We start from the raw sequence: 15,580 nt of genomic DNA, 5'->3' as shown, positions 1-15,580 counted from the left end.
TCTGCAAGCGGATATGGCATCCAAGGGGGAAAATGTCCTAGATTGGGCGGCGAACTCCCAGCAATGGATGGCAAGGATGCTGAACCCGCTCACCGCCCCCGGACAGGTCATCTTCGTCGGCGCCGGCCCCGGCTCCATCGACCACCTGACCATGGGCGCCTGCCGGGCGCTGACGCAGGCCGAGGTCGTCATCCATGACCGGCTGGTCGGGCCCGAGATCCTCGATCTGATCCCGCCGCAGGCGCTCCGGATCGAGGCGGGCAAGGAGGGCTTCGGCCCCTCGACCCCGCAGGAGACGATCAACGCGCTGATCGTGGACCATGCCGCGTCGGGGCGCCGCGTGGTGCGGCTGAAGTCCGGCGACAGCGGCATCTTCGGTAGGCTCGACGAAGAGATCGAGGCGCTCGATGCCGCGGGTCTCGGCTGGCGCATCGTGCCCGGCCTGACCACGGCCGCCGCCGCCGCGGCGGCCATCGGTCAGGGCCTCACGAAGCGCGGGCGCAACGCGGCGCTGCGGATCGTGACCGGCCACGACATGGCGGGCTACGCCGAGCAGGACTGGCGCGGGCTGGCCCGGGTGGGCGAGGTCGCCGCCATCTACATGGGCAAGAAGTCGGCCCGCTTCATCCAGGGCCGCCTGATGATGCATGGGGCGGACCCCGAGACCCCCGTGACGGTGATCGAGAACGTGAGCCGCGCCGACGAACGGATCGTCGCCGCCACCCTCGCCACCCTGCCCGAGGCCGTAGCCGGCCTCTCCGGCCCCGCCATCGTCCTCTACGGCCTCGCGCCGCGCCGGGCCGCAGCCGCCCTGCCCCTCCTGAAGGAAGCCACCGCATGAGCCGCCCCTACATCCCGAAGGTCGTCACCGCCAATGCGCTCCTCGAGGGCGACGTCGTCTATCTGACGGCGGACGACCGCTGGACCCGCCATCACCACGAGGCCGAACTGGTCGAGGATGAGGCCCACGCCCAGCTCCGCCTGCTCCATGCGGCGGCGCGCAAGGCCGAGGTGGTGGGCCCCTATCTTGCCGACGCGAAGGCCGGCCCCGACGGCCCCGAGCCCATCCATTTCCGTGAGGTCTTCCGCACGCGCGGCCCCTCGAACTATCGCCACGGCAAGCAGGAGGCGGCGGCGCTCTGACGCCACCGGTCCGGGAAGAGGCAGCCATGTACAGCTACACCGACTTCGACGAAGCCTTCGTCCGCACCCGCGTCGCCCAGTTCAGCGAGCAGGTCCGCCGCCGCATCGACGGCTCGCTCACCGAGGACGAGTTCAAGCCGCTCCGGCTGATGAACGGACTCTACCTGCAGCTCCATGCCTACATGCTGCGCGTGGCGATCCCCTACGGCACCCTCGACAGCCGCAAGATGCGCCAGCTCGCCATGATCGCCGAGCGGTGGGACAAGGGCTACGGCCATTTCACCACGCGCCAGAACATCCAGTTCAACTGGCCCAAGCTCGGCGACGTGCCCGAGATCCTCTCGGCCCTGGCCGACGTCGGGATGCATGCCATTCAGACCTCGGGCAACTGCGTGCGCAACGTGACGGCGGACCATTTCGCCGGCGCCGCCGCCGACGAGATCGAGGATCCGCGCCCGGTGGCCGAGCTTCTGCGCCAATGGTCGACCGACCATCCCGAGTTCCAGTTCCTGCCGCGCAAGTTCAAGATCGCCATCACCGGCTCGCCCAACGACCGCGCGGTCACGAAGTCGCACGACATCGGCCTGCGCATGGTGCGCAACGCCGACGGAGAGCCGGGCTTCGAGGTGATCGTGGGCGGCGGCCTCGGCCGGACGCCGATGATCGGCCGCGTGGTCCGCGACTTCCTGCCCAAGGCGGACCTGCTGCCCTATGTCGAGGCCATCCTCGGCGTCTACAACGAGCTCGGCCGGCGCGACAACAAATACAAGGCGCGGGTGAAGATCCTAGTCCACGAGACCGGGCTCGAGCCGCTGCGCGAGATCATCGAGGAGCGGTTCCTCGAGACCCGCGCCGAGTTCGGCGGGCAGGACATGGCGCTTCTGGCCGAGATCGAACGGGCCTTCGCGCCGCCCGCCTTCCGGCAGGCGCCGACCGCCGCCTATGACGATTTCTACCGGGCGGATCCGATCTTCCGGGCCTGGGCGGACACCAACCTTGCCCGCCACCGCAACGCCGATTACGCCATCGTCACGATCAGCCTGAAGGCGCACGGGGCCACGCCCGGCGACGCCACGGCCGAGCAGATGCGGGTCATGGCCGATCTGGCCGAACGCTACGGCCATGACGAGCTGCGCATCAGCCACGAGCAGAACGTGATCCTGCCGCATGTCCACAAGGCCGATCTTCCGGCGGTCCATGCGGCGCTGGCGCAGGCGGGGCTCGCCACGGCCAACGTGGGGCTCATCTCGGACATCATCGCCTGCCCCGGCATGGATTACTGCGCGCTGGCCACCGCCCGCTCGATCCCGGTCGCGCAGGAGATCGCCACGCGCTTCGATACGCTCGATCTCGAGCATGAGGTGGGCCCGCTGAAGATCAAGATCTCGGGCTGCATCAATGCCTGCGGTCACCACCATGTCGGCCATATCGGCATCCTCGGCCTCGACCGCGCCGGCGTCGAGAACTACCAGATCACGCTCGGCGGCGACGGCACCGAGACGGCGGCCATCGGCGAGAAGACCGGCCCGGGCTTCGCCTACGACGAGATCGTGCCCGCCGTCGAACGGATCGTGCGCGCCTATCTCGAGATCCGCAGCGAGCCCTCCGAGACGTTCCTCGACACGCTGCGGCGCGTGGGCCATGCGCCCTTCAAGGCGGCGCTCTATGAGGCGGAAGGCAAGCAGGATGCTGCGTGAGGTTCCCCAGGCCCCGGTCGCCGAGCGCGTGGCGGCGCTCAACGGTCGCTACAAGCACCACGGCGCGACGGCCGTGCTCGAACATGCGCTGAAGGATGCGGATCTGGGCCGGGTGGCGCTTGTCTCCTCCTTCGGGGCCGAGTCGGTCGTGCTTTTGCATCTCGTCTCGGTCATCGCGCCCGAGACGCCGGTGATCTTCATCGACACGCGGATGCTGTTTCAGGAGACGCTCGACTATCAGCGCGAGCTGGCCGACACGCTGCACCTCTGCGACATCCGCACGATCCGGGCGACCCAGCCGCGGATCGCCTTCGAGGATCCGGACGGGACGCTGAACCGCTACAACACCGACGCCTGCTGCGCGGTGCGCAAGGTCGAGCCGCTCGAACGGGCGCTCAAGCATTTCGATGGCTGGATCACCGGCCGCAAGCGCTACCAGAGCGGCACGCGGGCGGCGGTCGAGTTCTTCGAGGCCGAGGACGACCGGCGCATCAAGGTCAATCCGCTCGCCCACTGGGGGCGCGAGGATCTGGAAGACTATATCGTCAACAACAACCTGCCGCGTCATCCGCTGGTCGCCAGGGGCTATCCCTCGATCGGCTGCGAGCCCTGCACCTCGCCGGTGGCCGAGGGAGAGGATCCCCGCGCGGGCCGCTGGCGCGGCAGCGCCAAGACCGAATGCGGCATCCATTTCATCAACGGCCGCGCGGTGCGCGGACCCGTGAACAAGGAGGACGCGGCATGAGCGTCATCGTCACCGACAAGGGCTTCGCGGCCGACGATTGGCCGGGGGCGATCGCATCGCTCGAGGCGCTGGAAGACGGGGCCGAGGCCGTCGATCTGACCAACACCGACGATCCGGCGCGCCTCGGCAACCGGCTGGAGCAGCTGGGCCTCATCCGCATCGCCTTCCCCTCCTTCAGCGACGGGCGGGGCTTCACGCTTGCCAAGCGGCTGCGGCGGATGGGCTACCGCGGGCGGCTGCGCGCGCATGGGCCGCTCATCGCGGATCAATATGCCATGGCCCGTCGTTCCGGCTTCGACGAGGTGGAAATCCCCGACGATCTCGCCGCCCGTCAGCCCGAGGATCAATGGCTCTTTCGCGCCGACTGGCAAAACCATGACTATCAGTCGCAGCTTAAGCGCTGATTCCGGCCTTTCTTCGCGGGGTGCGAAGTTTTACTGAAAGAGCGGACCAAGGGGACCGAGCCATGAACCAGAACGCCGCCATTGTGAAGACCCTGCCCGATGCGCAGACCGTGACCTCGGTGCAGCATTGGACGGACCGTCTCTTTTCCTTCCGCGTGACCCGTCCGCAGTCGCTGCGGTTCCGCTCGGGCGAGTTCGTGATGATCGGGCTGCTCGACGAGCGCGGCAAGCCGATCATGCGCGCCTATTCCATCGCCTCGCCCAACTGGGACGAAGAGCTCGAATTCTACTCGATCAAGGTGCCGGACGGTCCGCTGACCTCGCGGCTCCAGCATATCCAGCCCGGCGACCAGATCATCCTGCGTCCGAAGCCGGTGGGGACGCTCGTTCTCGACGCGCTTCTGCCCGGCAAGCGGATCTGGTTCCTCGCCACCGGCACCGGCATCGCGCCCTTCGCCTCGCTGATGCGCGACCCCGAGACCTACGAGCGCTACGAGCAGGTCATCATGATGCACACCTGCCGCGAGCAGGCCGAGCTCGAATATGGCCGCCAACTGGTCGAGAGCCTGAAGGACGATCCGCTGATCGGCGAGATGGTGGGCGACAAGCTGCTCTACTATCCCACCACCACGCGCGAGACCTCGGACCGGATGGGTCGGATCACCGACAACCTCAGCTCGGGCAAGGTGTTCGAGGATCTGGGCGTGCCGAAGATGAACCTCGAGGAAGACCGCGCGATGGTCTGCGGCTCGCTCCAGTTCAACCTCGACGTCAAGACCGTGCTCGAGAGCTTCGGCCTGCGCGAGGGCGCGAACTCGGAACCGCTGCAATATGTGGTCGAGAAGGCCTTCGTCGGCGACGGGATCTAAGATCGCCGAGACAACCCAGACCGCCGCGCGGACCCCGCGCGGCGGTCTTGCATTTCGCGCTTCGTGAACGGCAGCCCTGACCTTCGCGCTCAGGGCTCCCGCGCGCACCGGCCTCAGTCCGCCTCTGCCGCAGAGGGGGCGAAGCCGAGCGAGGTGCGCACCGTCTCGAGCGCCGGCCCCAGCAGTTCGGGCGTCGACTGGGCCGCGTCGATCGTGTTCTTCAGCCGCTCCTTGGTGGAGGGATCGAGGTCCGAGCTGTCGATCATCGCATCGACCCGGGCCCGGTCGAAGGTTTCGACGCGCAGCAGATCCTCGGGCAGGAGCTCGCCCGCCGCGTCGGCTGCGTTGCGGGCGGCCAGGGTCGCCGCGGCGGCGGCCTCCTTCGCAGCCTCGACGGCTGCATCCGCCGCCGAAGACGCGGCCTCACCGGCGGTACGCGCGGCTTCCTCGGTGGCGGCGGCCGCGGCGGCGGCGGCATCCGAGGCGGCGGCGGTGGCCGCATCGGCGGCAGCCGCGGCGTCGGAGGCCGCCTGCGCCGCCGCATCCTCGGTCTCTTCGGCCGCGGCCGCGGCTTCCTCGCGGGCGGCCTCCGCCGCCTCCCGCGCCTCGTCGGCGGCGCGCGCCGCATCTTCCTCTGCCACGCGGGCGGCTTCGGCCGCTTCCTGATCGGGCAGGTAGCTATACTGGTACCAGCCGAAGCCCGCTGCCGCGAGCAGCACAAGCCCGACGATGATCGCAATCCTGTTCATTCCAGCTCCCTCCAGCCACGCCATTCCGGCTGCAGGGGAAAACGTCGCCATGCCGCACCCCGTTCCCCGCAAAGCCCCTGCTGCCTGCCCGAATTCGGTTGAAAGGCAACGGCCGGGACACTATTTTGCGCCGCACAATTGCCAACTGCACAAGGAACGCCACCATAGCCCGCAGACCCCACAACGCCCCGCCGCAACGCGAAACGGGCCCCCGTGTCAACGAGCGAATCCGCTGCCCCGAGGTCCGACTGATCGGCGCCAATGGCGAGAACATCGGAGTCGTCACCCCCTCCCGTGCCATGATGATGGCCGAAGAGGCCGGTCTTGATCTTGTCGAGATCTCGCCGAACGCGGAACCGCCGGTCTGCAAGATCATGGACTTCGGCAAGTTCAAGTACGAGCAGCAGAAACGCGAGGCCGAGGCCCGCAAGAAGCAGCACATCATCGAGATCAAGGAGATCAAGTTCCGTCCCGGGACCGATACCCACGATTACGATGTGAAGATGCGCTCCGTGCTGAAATTCCTCAGCGAAGGCGACAAGGTGAAGGTCACCCTGCGCTTCCGCGGCCGCGAGATGGCGCACCAGGAGCTTGGTCTGGAGCTTCTGAACCGCGTCGCGGCCCATGTCTCGGAGGCCGAGGCCGGCAAGGTCGAGGCGATGCCGAAACTCGAAGGCCGCCAGATGGTGATGATGATCGCGCCGAAATGAGGCGCCACCTCGGATGAGCCGAAGCAAGGGGGCCGGCGGCCCCCTTCTTCATGTCCGGGCGCCAGTGACGCTCACGCCCGCCGCTCCCTCGGCTGGGGCCGGAGGGGGATCTCCTTCAAAAGCCCCCCAACCCCCATGGCGGCGATCGCCGCGTCATCGACCTCGAGACCGCAGGCCAGCCGCTCCAGCACCCAGTCCGCTCCGTTAAGCGCCGGCGAGCGGGCGCAGCCGGGCAGCCCGATCACCGGGCGCGGACCGAGCCGTCCGTGAAAGAGGAGATTGCCGGGATCGACCGGCATTCCGAACCGGGCCACTTCGCCTCCCGCATGCCGGAGCGCCTCGGGGCCCGTATCCCGCACGTCGGAAGTGGCCGAGCCGGTCAGGATCAGAAGCATCTCGCCCGGCAGCCGTGCCAGCGCCTCGGCCATGGGCCCCGTCTCGTGCGCCGTCACCTCCACCCCGGCCAGCTCCATCCCGAGCGCCGCGAGCCTCTTCTCGACGGCGCGGCGGCCCTTGGCCGCGAGCTTCGCCTCCTGCCCCGGCACCTCGGTCAAAAGGAGCCCCGCGCTCCGACGCACCACCGGCAGGACGCTGAGTGCGCCCCGTGCCAGCGCCTCGGCCTGCGCCAGCGCCGTCTCCTCCACCGCATAGGCGATGATCTTGACCGTGCCCACGAGCATTCCCGGCTCGACCCGCGCCAGAGGCGCCAGCGTCGCCAGCGTGATGGCCGGATCGATCCGGTTCAGCGCATGGATGCGGCCGGCATCGAGCATTACCAGCCCCGGCAAGGTGGCATTGAGATTGACCCTCCCCGTGAAGGCAGACGACCGCGCCAGCAACGACGTCCGCTCGTCGGGCACGAGGGCCTGGGCGAGGCGCGCCGCCGCCGCATCCTCCGGCACGTCCCCCGGGTCGAGCCGGGCCGCCATGACCTCCCGATGCCCCGCCGCCGCCAGATCCGCAATCTCCGTGGCACCGAGCACAAGGCCCTTGCGCAGCCGCCCGCCGGGCAGGGCCACGGAATGGGCGAGGACCGCGCCCTGCGCCTCGTCGAGCGGAACGGCTCCGAAGCGCATCAGCCGCGCCTCAGCCGCTCGGTGATCTGGGCGAGGATGGACAGCGCGATCTCGGCCGGGCTGCGCGCGCCGATGTCGAGCCCCACCGGCGCATGGATGCGCGCGATCTGCGCCTCGGGCACGCCGGCCGTTCGCAGCCTGTCGAGCCGCTTCGCGTGGGTGCGCGGCGAGCCGAGGCAGCCGATGTAGAAGGCGGGGCTGTCGAAGGCGGCGAGGATCGCCGGATCGTCGAGCTTCGGATCGTGGGTGAGCGTCACCACCGCCGTCCGCGCGTCGGGGGCGAGCCCGGCCAGCGCCTCGTCGGGCCAGGCGTCGAGAATGGTCTCGCCCGGGAAGCGCGCCTCGGATCCGAAGGCGCTGCGCGGGTCGATGAGCGTGGGCCCGTAGCCCGCGATCCGGGCCATGGCCACGAGCGGCTGGGCGATATGGACCGCCCCCACCACAATCAGACGCAGGGGCGGATTGTGGATACCGATGAAGCGGCCGTCCTCCTCCAGTCCCGACCGGTCGGACCTGAGCCGGGCCGCCACGGACGCCTCTTCGGGGCCGGCCAGCCGATGCCCGCCCGTCTCAGGGTGAAAGACCAGCGCCACCGGCCGTCGGCCCGCACGCGCCGCCACGAGATCGGCGAGAACGGCCTCCGGCAGGGCGGAGCCCACGGGTTCGACCAGCACGCGGATCGTGCCGCCGCAGGCAAGGCCCACTGCGAAGGCCTCGTCGTCGGACACCCCGAAGGTCAGGACCCGCGGGCGCCCGTCGGCCCGCGCCTCTGCCGCCTCGGCGATGACGGCGCCTTCGACGCAGCCGCCCGAGACCGAGCCCATCATCTCGCCATCGTCCGCGATCACGAGCTGGCTTCCCGCGGGCCGCGGCGCCGAGCCCCAGGTCTCGAGCACCGTGGCAATCACGGGCGCTCGACCCGCGCGGTGCCAGTCGAGCGCAAGTTCGGGTATATCGTCGTGGCCGGCCAAGGCTGCCTCCCCGTTGTTTCAGCGATCATGCGACGGGGCACGGAGGGGCCGCCAGTGCCAAAAGGTGGCATGGCGGCCCGAGGCTGGCAGGCGACGGGGGCAGACCCCCGCCGGCTTAGTTCGACGCCGTCTGCATCAGCGGCGTGATGAGCCGGACCGCCACGCGGCGGTTGCGCTGCTCCGGCCCGTCGCTGTCGACGCGCAGATCCTCTTCGCCGTAGCCCTGCACGACCATGTTTTCCGGCGGCACGTCGAAATACTCGGTCAGCGCCAGCGCCACCGACTCGGCCCGCCGGTCGGACAGCGCGAGGTTCGATGCAGCATCGCCCACGGCGTCCGTATGGCCCTCGATCAGGAACACCTCCTCGGGACGTTCGGCGATCATGTCGGCGATCGTCTGGCCCAGCGAGGCGAGCTTCTCGGCCTCGTCGGGATCGATGGCGGCCGAACCGGTGTCGAAGGTGATCTGGTCCACGTCGATCGCCGGAGCGAGCGCGCGCACCTCGCGATATTCCCGGATCTGGCGCAGGCTGTAGGTCCGGTCCAGATCGCGCGTGCGGGTCTGTTCCAGAGCCTGCCGCAGGTCTCGCTGGTCCCGCGTTTGGACGAAGCTGTAGACCGGCGCCGGTTCGGGCAGACGCGAGACATCGACAGCTTGGTAAGACTCGAGATCGTCGATCAGCATGACCTCGCGGCCCTGACCGTCGACGGCCGTCCGGCGCAGCACGCGGCCCGACGCATCGCGGATCGTCACGATCTGGGTGCCGTCGGCGCGGGTCACGACCGAGCGGGTCGAGCCGTCGTCGAAGGACTGCGTCACCACCTCGGATCCCGGACGACGCAGCAGCGTGTCATCGTCCTTCAGCACGGAATAGGTGCCGTCCGACCGCTGCACGACGACCCGGTCGCCGCTGTTCGAGACGACCTCGCCGCGGTTGTTGTTGAGCAGGGTCCCCACCGCGAGACCGCCGAGCGCGAGCAGGCCGAACTTCTCGAAGTTCGAGAGGCCGCCCTCATCGTCGTCGTCGTCATTCTTCTTGTCGCGGTTGCCGTTCAGCAGCGTGCGAAATTCCTCGTTGCTGGAGCGGCTGTTCTCCTCGGTGATGCGCTCCGCACGATTGGCCTGACGCCGCGCCTCGCGGGCAGCCTCACTCGCATCCTCGGCAGAGGCGGCCGCCGCAGCCGCAGACTCCTCGCCCTGATCCTCGCTCTCGAGGATGCGGGCCAGCGACTTCCGCGCCTCCTCGCGCTCGGGCTGCTGTTGACGGGCGCGCCGCGCCTCGTCTCCGGCCTGCTGGCGACCCTGGCCGTCGCGGGCCTGGGCATCGGCCGGACGGGTGCGGTCTTCGGCGTTGCGGTTGCGCTCGCGGTCCGCATCGCGGCCTTCCGCGTCTCGGTTGCGCGGGCGCTCTGCATCGCGGCCCTCGGCATCACGGGCCTGCCCGTCGCCGCGGGCTTCAGCGTTCCTGCCGCCTTCCTCATCGGCCGCCGCGCCGCCATCGCGGTCGCCGCGCGCCTGACGGTCCTTGGCGGGAGCCTCCCCCTGCAGCCTGCGGCGCAGCTCCTCGGCATCCGGGCCGTCACCGTCCGGCGAGGCCTCGCGGGTCTGGGCTTTCCTGCCTTCGGCACCGGCGGCCGGGCGCTCGTCGCCGGCGCGGACGGCATCCCGGGCAGCGCCGCCCTCTTCGGCCGCGCGGGCGCGGTCACCCGCCCGCTCGCGGTCGGCAGGGCGCTCTTCCTCGGCCGGGCGCGCCCGCTTGGCCGGACGAGCCGCATCGCCCTGACCGTTCCCCTCCTGAAGGAGGCGGGTGTCGTCGGCCGCATTCCCCTCCGCCTGGGCACGCGCCGCGCCGTCTTCGCTGTCACGCGCGCGGGCGCGCGCCTTGTCGCCCCGGGCGGGAGCGTCCTGCTCGGCTGCAGGCCGGCGCGCCTGACCGCCCTCTTCCACCTGCTCGCGGTTGGCACGGCGCGCGCGGGCAGCCGCGCCCTCTTCCTCCTGAGCCGCACGCGCGGCGGGACGCTCTTCCTTCCGCCTCTCCTTCGCCTGCTCCTGCTCCTTGCGCTTCTGGGCACCCTCGCCCCGCTTCTGCCTGGGCGGGCACAGGTCGGGGTTCTGCGCGCAGACAGCTTTGTTGGCATCCTGCGCCATCAGGGGCAGCGGCTGGAAAGTGGAAAGCGCGACCGACAGCGCAGCCGTGGTCGTCATAAGACGGCTCTTCATCGGAAAATCCTTTCATCCTTGATCCGGGTTTTGGCGACCGGACCTTTCATGCTGCTTGAGAACCGTCTGCCCCTGTTTTCGTTCCGTCCGGCGCAGCGACAGGCGGACAGATGCCAGTGCTGGACCGGCGCCCGAAGGGCCTTTGCCCGTGGAATGAAAAAAGCCGCCGCCCAATCGGGCGGCGGCAGGAGTAAGGCTTCTGAGAGGCCCGACGTTACTGCGGAACGGCGGCGTTCGAGTCGTCGGTGCCATCCGGGGATTCGGTGCCCGGAACGCTGGGTGCCATACCCTCGGTCGTAAGGCCGCCACCGGTCGAGCTGGGATCGACGGGCGCGGCAGCGGTCGAATCGTCCGTGCCGTCCGGCGCTTCCGCACCCGGGACCATCGGCGTGGTCGAGGTGCTGCCCGAGGCGCCGCCGCCGGTCGAGGTCGAATCCACCGGCGCGGCAGCGGTCGAGTCATCGGTGCCGCCGGGCGATTCGGTGCCCGGGACCGAAGAGGCCCCCGGCGGGCAGGTCACGCTGGCGCTCGGAATGCAGTCTTCGGTCGTCGTCTGCGCGGCAGCCGCAAGCGGTTGCAGGGCGAAGAGGCCGAGCGACAGGGCGGCGGTGGTCTGGAGCAGTTTGAAGGTCATCGTCTGTCCTTTCTCTCTGTGATCTCGGCCTCTCGGCATCGGATCTGCATGGCGCATCAACCGACCGGCGCCGACTGCGTTCCCCCGGCGTATGAGAGACGGAGATAACAGATGTGTGATCGGGGGCCCTCAGGGCCGCGAAAGTGCCTCGCTCAGAGCCTCGAGCGAGGCCACCGAGTGAGCGGCGCGCAGGCTGTCCACATGGGGCAGCATGGCGCGGATGCCGCCGGCGCGCGGGGCGAAGCCCTCCCAGCGCAGCAGCGGGTTCAACCAGATCAGCCTGCGCGCCGACAGATGCAGCCGCTCCATCTCGCGCGAGAGCGCCGCCGGGTCTCCCCGGTCGAGGCCGTCGGTGATGAGAAGCACCACCGCCCCCTGCCCCAGCACGCGGCGCGACCAGTCGCGGTTGAAGATGTGCAGGCATTCGCCGATGCGGGTGCCGCCCGACCAGTCCTGCGCCTCGGCTCCGGCGGCGGCCAGCGCCGCATCGACATCCCGGCGGCGCAGGTGACGGGTGATGTTCGTCAGGCGCGTGCCGAAAGTGAAGGCATGGACCCGCGCCCAGCCCTGACCCTTCCGGTTCGCGACCGCATGGATGAACTGCAGCACCAGCCGTGAATAAAGCGACATTGAGCCCGAGATGTCGCAGAGGACGACGAGGTTCGGCCAGCGCAGCGCCGGGCGGCGGCGGGCGAGCGCGGGGATCTCGCCGCCCTGCCGCAGGGCGCGGGCGAGCGTGCGGCGCAGATCGACCCGCGGCCCGCCCGCCGCGGCGACAAGCCTCCGCGAGCGGATCGGCGGAACGGGGAGCGACAGGCGCGCCAGCATGCGCCGGGCCGCCGCGATCTCTTCGGCCGACATCTGTTCGAAATCGAGCCGCCGCAGCCGTTCCTCGCCCGAGGCGGTGTCGGAGGCGTCGATCTCGATCAGGCTGCCCTCGGGGTCGGGGGCCGCGCGCTCGGGACGCTCGGCACCGTCGAGAAGCGCCTCCGCCGCACGTTTCTCGGCCGGCTCCGGCGGCCGGTCCTCCTGCACCCCACGGAGCTGCGGCAGGAGGAGGCTCATCATCTGTTCGAGGAACTGCGGATCGCGCCAGAACAGGCGGAAGACCTGCGCGAAGACCGCCCGATGCTCGGGGCGGGAGACGAAGCAGGCGTGGAGCGTCCAGTAGAAATCCTCGCGCGAGGTGAAGCCCGCCGCCTCGACCGCGCGGACCGCATCGGCGATCCGGCCCGATCCGATGGGCAGGCCCGCCTTGCGGAGGGCGCGGGCGAACCACAGGATGTTGCGGGCAAGGCTGCCGTCGGCAGGGGCCTCAAACTCCATGTCTCAGCTCCGTCCCCGCCCGCGCCGGGGGGCTGTCTGCCCCCCGCGCCTCCGGCCGCGGCCGGAGGCCCCCCCGAGGATATTTGCGCCAGACTGAAAGAGGCTCATGCCGGGGCGAGGTCGCGGCGGGCCTCGTCGAGCAGGCGGCGCGCCTCGGAGCCCTGGATCTTCTGGATGTCGTCCTGATATTTCAGGAGCGCCCCCAGCGTGTCGGCGATGAGTTCGGGCGAGAGCTCGATCACGTCGAGCGCGAGCAGGCACTTGGCCCAGTCGATCGTCTCGGCCACGCCGGGGCGCTTGAACAGATCCTCGCGGCGCAGGCGCTGGACGAAGGCCACGATCTCGCGGCTGAGCCGCTCCTGTGCCTCGGGCACGCGGGCGGCGAGGATGCGGGCCTCGCGCGGGAAATCGGGATAATCCACCCAGTGATAGAGACAGCGGCGCTTGAGGGCGTCATGCACCTCGCGGGTCCGGTTCGAGGTGAGGATCACGAGCGGCGGTTCGGGCGCGCGGATGGTGCCGAGTTCGGGGATCGTGACCTGAAAGTCCGAGAGCGCCTCGAGCAGGAAGGCCTCGAACGGCTCGTCGGTGCGGTCGAGCTCGTCGATGAGCAGGACCGGGGCGCCGCCGGGCTGGGGGCGCATGGCCTGCAGGAGCGGGCGCTCGATCAGATACTCCTCGATAAAGAGCTCGGTGCGGAGCGCGCTGCGGTCGGCCCCGCCCGCGGCTTCGGCGGTGCGGATCGCGATCATCTGGGCGGCGAAGTTCCAGTCGGCCACGGCTGAGGCCGCGTCGAGCCCCTCGTAGCATTGCAGCCGGATCAGGCGGCGCCCGAGGGCGGCGGCCAGCGCCTTGGCGATCTCGGTCTTGCCGGTGCCGGCTTCGCCTTCGAGAAAGAGCGGCCGGCCGAGCTTCAGAGACAGGAAGACGACGGTCGAGAGCGCCCGGTCGCTCACATAGCCCTGCCCCGCGAGGAGAGCTGCGGCGGCGTTGATCGAGGCGGGCAGGGATTGGGTCACGGCGGCACTCCGGTCATGGGCCGAAGGTGGCGGGCCGCGCCGCCCGGGTCAAGCGCGGGGCCGCGGTCTGCGACCAAGGTCGCGAGCGGCGGGGGCTTGCGCGACTCACTGGAAAAGGCCCGCCCTTTGCAGTAGGCGGCAGGCATGACCCAGAGCCTGACCCTGCGCCGCCCCGACGACTGGCACCTCCACCTGCGCGACGGCGCGATGCTGGAGGGGGTGCTGCCCGAAACCACACGGCACTTCGCCCGCGCCATCGTGATGCCGAACCTCGTGCCGCCGGTGGTGACCGCGGCGGAGGCCCAGGCCTACCGGGCCCGGATCCTGCGCGCCCTGCCCGAGGGCGCGCGGTTCGAGCCGCTGATGGTGCTCTATCTGACCGAGACGACCGATCCGGCCGATGTGCGCGCGGCGGCGGCCTCGGGCCTCGTGACGGCGGTGAAGCTCTATCCCGCGGGGGCCACGACCAATTCGGCCTCGGGCGTGCGCGACTTCGACCGGGTGCGCGGCGTGCTCGAGACCATGGCCGAGATCGGCCTGCCGCTCTGCGTGCATGGCGAGGTGACGGATCCGGCCGTGGACATCTTCGATCGCGAGGCCGTGTTCCTCGACCGGGTGCTGGATCCGATCCGGCGCGCGACGCCGGGGCTCCGGGTCGTGCTCGAACATGTGACCACGCGGGAGGGGCTCGATTATGTGCGCGGCGGGGGGCCGGACATGGCCGGCACGCTCACCACGCATCACCTGATCATCAACCGCAACCACATCCTCGCGGGCGGCATCCGGCCGCATTACTACTGCCTGCCGGTGGCCAAGCGCGAGACGCATCGGCTGGCGCTCCGCGCTGCCGCGACGGGGGGCGAGGCCTGCTTCTTCCTCGGCACCGACAGCGCGCCGCATGTCGATGCGGCCAAGGAGAGCGGCTGCGGCTGCGCGGGCTGCTTCACCGCCCCCAACACGCTCTCGATCCTCGCCCATGTGTTCGAGGAGGAGGGCGCGCTCGACCGGCTGGAAGGGTTCGTGTCGCTCCACGGGCCCGCCTTCTACCGCCTGCCGGCGAACGAGGAGCGCATCACCCTGCGCAAGGGGGCGGCTCTCGCGCTGCCCGGCAAGATCGAGACGGGCGCCGGGCCGGTCACGGTCTTCGATCCCGGCTTCCCGCTTCTGTGGCACGTCGAACCCTGACCCCTTCCCGCCGCAGGCGGACCCGATGAAAGGACCATCCCGATGATCCCCACCTCCTTTCCGCCGCGCGAGGAGATCGCCCGTCTGACGGCGCGGATGCTGCTCGAGATCGAGGCGGTGCATTTCCGCCCGCAGGAGCCCTTCACGCTGGCCTCGGGTCTGCCCTCGCCCACCTATATCGACTGCCGCAAGCTGATCTCCTATCCGCGCATCCGGTCGACGCTGATGGATTTCATGGCGGTGACGCTTCTGCGCGACGCGGGCTTCGAGGCCTTCGACAATATCGCGGGCGGCGAGACGGCCGGGATCCCCTTCGCGGCGCTGGTGGCCGAGCGGCTGGGCCTGCCCATGACCTATGTGCGCAAGAAGCCCAAGGGCTACGGCCGCAACGCCCGGATCGAGGGGGTCATGACCGAGGGTCAGCGCGTGCTTCTGGTCGAGGATCTGACCACCGACGGCGGCTCGAAGCTCTCGTTCGTCGATGCGATCCGCGAGACGGGCGCCAGCTGCGCCCATACGGCGGTGATCTTCTACTACGGGATCTTTCCCGAAACGATCGGACGGCTGCAGGCGCACGGGGTCACGCTGCATCATCTGTGCACCTGGTGGGATGTGCTGGCCGAGGCGCGCGCCTCGGGCACGTTCGACGCGGGCACGCTGGCCGAGGTCGAGAGCTTCCTGTCCAACCCCCGCGACTGGCAGGACGCGCGGAAACCGGCCGATCCGACGAAGAGCCTCTGACGGAGGCGGCACGGGGCCTGTGGGCGAATCCGGGCCCTGCCCGAAGTGCGGCCCAGAGCCTGCGTTTTCGGGCTGAAGGCGCAGCGATAT

The 15,580-nt window shown here is 70.0% G+C and carries 16 protein-coding genes; 9 read left to right on the top strand and 7 right to left on the bottom strand.

Annotated elements, in window-relative coordinates:
- The first annotated feature begins 76 nt into the window (after positions 1-76).
- The 6 genes from cobA to RSP_RS02675 all read left to right on the top strand — a co-directional run bounded on the left by cobA (position 77) and on the right by RSP_RS02675 (position 4,858).
- The gene (gene cobA / locus RSP_RS02700) at positions 77-841 is read left to right on the top strand and encodes a uroporphyrinogen-III C-methyltransferase (RefSeq protein ID WP_011337102.1); all 765 of its coding nucleotides are present in this window, start codon (positions 77-79) and stop codon (positions 839-841) included.
- Positions 838-1,143, top strand: a complete 306-nt coding sequence (locus RSP_RS02695) for a DUF2849 domain-containing protein (RefSeq protein ID WP_011337101.1) — start codon at positions 838-840, stop codon at positions 1,141-1,143. The genes cobA and RSP_RS02695 overlap by 4 nt, the downstream gene beginning before the upstream one ends.
- A gap of 26 nt (positions 1,144-1,169) precedes the next feature.
- A complete protein-coding gene (locus RSP_RS02690) occupies positions 1,170-2,840 on the top strand; it encodes a nitrite/sulfite reductase (protein WP_011337100.1) in 1,671 nt (556 codons plus the stop codon).
- Positions 2,830-3,585, top strand: a complete 756-nt coding sequence (locus tag RSP_RS02685; protein ID WP_009563863.1) for a phosphoadenylyl-sulfate reductase — start codon at positions 2,830-2,832, stop codon at positions 3,583-3,585. The genes RSP_RS02690 and RSP_RS02685 overlap by 11 nt, the downstream gene beginning before the upstream one ends.
- A complete protein-coding gene (locus RSP_RS02680) occupies positions 3,582-3,989 on the top strand; it encodes a DUF934 domain-containing protein (protein WP_011337098.1) in 408 nt (135 codons plus the stop codon). The genes RSP_RS02685 and RSP_RS02680 overlap by 4 nt, the downstream gene beginning before the upstream one ends.
- Positions 3,990-4,051: 62 nt before the next feature.
- The gene (locus tag RSP_RS02675) at positions 4,052-4,858 is read left to right on the top strand and encodes a ferredoxin--NADP reductase (RefSeq protein ID WP_011337097.1); all 807 of its coding nucleotides are present in this window, start codon (positions 4,052-4,054) and stop codon (positions 4,856-4,858) included.
- Positions 4,859-4,971: 113 nt separating this feature from the next.
- Here the strand turns inward: RSP_RS02675 and RSP_RS02670 are convergent, their stop codons facing one another.
- Positions 4,972-5,607: a hypothetical protein gene (locus RSP_RS02670; RefSeq protein ID WP_002722898.1), complete on the bottom strand. Its 636-nt coding sequence runs from the start codon at positions 5,605-5,607 to the stop codon at positions 4,972-4,974.
- 98 nt (positions 5,608-5,705) lie between these two features.
- On the opposite strand from RSP_RS02670, the gene infC reads away from it, so the two are divergent.
- Positions 5,706-6,317, top strand: a complete 612-nt coding sequence (gene infC / locus RSP_RS02665; RefSeq protein WP_227590622.1) for a translation initiation factor IF-3 — start codon at positions 5,706-5,708, stop codon at positions 6,315-6,317.
- Between the two features lie 71 nt (positions 6,318-6,388).
- Here the strand turns inward: infC and RSP_RS02660 are convergent, their stop codons facing one another.
- The 6 genes from RSP_RS02660 to RSP_RS02635 form a co-directional block, all read right to left on the bottom strand.
- Positions 6,389-7,393, bottom strand: a complete 1,005-nt coding sequence (locus RSP_RS02660) for a molybdopterin-binding protein (RefSeq protein ID WP_011337094.1) — start codon at positions 7,391-7,393, stop codon at positions 6,389-6,391.
- Positions 7,393-8,364, bottom strand: coding sequence for an XdhC family protein (locus tag RSP_RS02655; protein WP_017140080.1), 972 nt, complete (start codon positions 8,362-8,364; stop codon positions 7,393-7,395). Before RSP_RS02655 ends, RSP_RS02660 begins: the two co-directional genes overlap by 1 nt.
- Before the next feature lie 115 nt (positions 8,365-8,479).
- The gene (locus RSP_RS02650; RefSeq protein WP_011337091.1) at positions 8,480-10,585 is read right to left on the bottom strand and encodes an OmpA family protein; all 2,106 of its coding nucleotides are present in this window, start codon (positions 10,583-10,585) and stop codon (positions 8,480-8,482) included.
- 214 nt (positions 10,586-10,799) lie between these two features.
- Positions 10,800-11,219 carry a hypothetical protein gene (locus RSP_RS02645; RefSeq protein WP_002722889.1) on the bottom strand — a complete coding sequence of 140 codons (420 nt, stop codon included), beginning with the start codon at positions 11,217-11,219 and terminating at the stop codon, positions 10,800-10,802.
- A gap of 129 nt (positions 11,220-11,348) precedes the next feature.
- Positions 11,349-12,545, bottom strand: coding sequence for a vWA domain-containing protein (locus RSP_RS02640; RefSeq protein WP_011337089.1), 1,197 nt, complete (start codon positions 12,543-12,545; stop codon positions 11,349-11,351).
- Between the two features lie 104 nt (positions 12,546-12,649).
- Complete coding sequence (locus tag RSP_RS02635) at positions 12,650-13,564, bottom strand: AAA family ATPase (protein WP_011337088.1); 915 nt, start codon at positions 13,562-13,564, stop codon at positions 12,650-12,652.
- Positions 13,565-13,708: 144 nt separating this feature from the next.
- Between RSP_RS02635 and pyrC the strand changes: the two genes are divergently transcribed.
- Both pyrC and RSP_RS02625 read left to right on the top strand, forming a co-directional pair.
- Complete coding sequence (gene pyrC / locus RSP_RS02630) at positions 13,709-14,749, top strand: dihydroorotase (RefSeq protein WP_011337087.1); 1,041 nt, start codon at positions 13,709-13,711, stop codon at positions 14,747-14,749.
- Between the two features lie 42 nt (positions 14,750-14,791).
- Positions 14,792-15,490, top strand: a complete 699-nt coding sequence (locus RSP_RS02625) for an orotate phosphoribosyltransferase (protein ID WP_011337086.1) — start codon at positions 14,792-14,794, stop codon at positions 15,488-15,490.
- Positions 15,491-15,580: the final 90 nt, after the last annotated feature.

Origin of the sequence: Cereibacter sphaeroides 2.4.1 (assembly GCF_000012905.2) — a bacterium.
GTDB classification, from domain to species: domain Bacteria; phylum Pseudomonadota; class Alphaproteobacteria; order Rhodobacterales; family Rhodobacteraceae; genus Cereibacter_A; species Cereibacter_A sphaeroides.
This window is presented reverse-complemented; position numbering and strand designations above follow the sequence as displayed.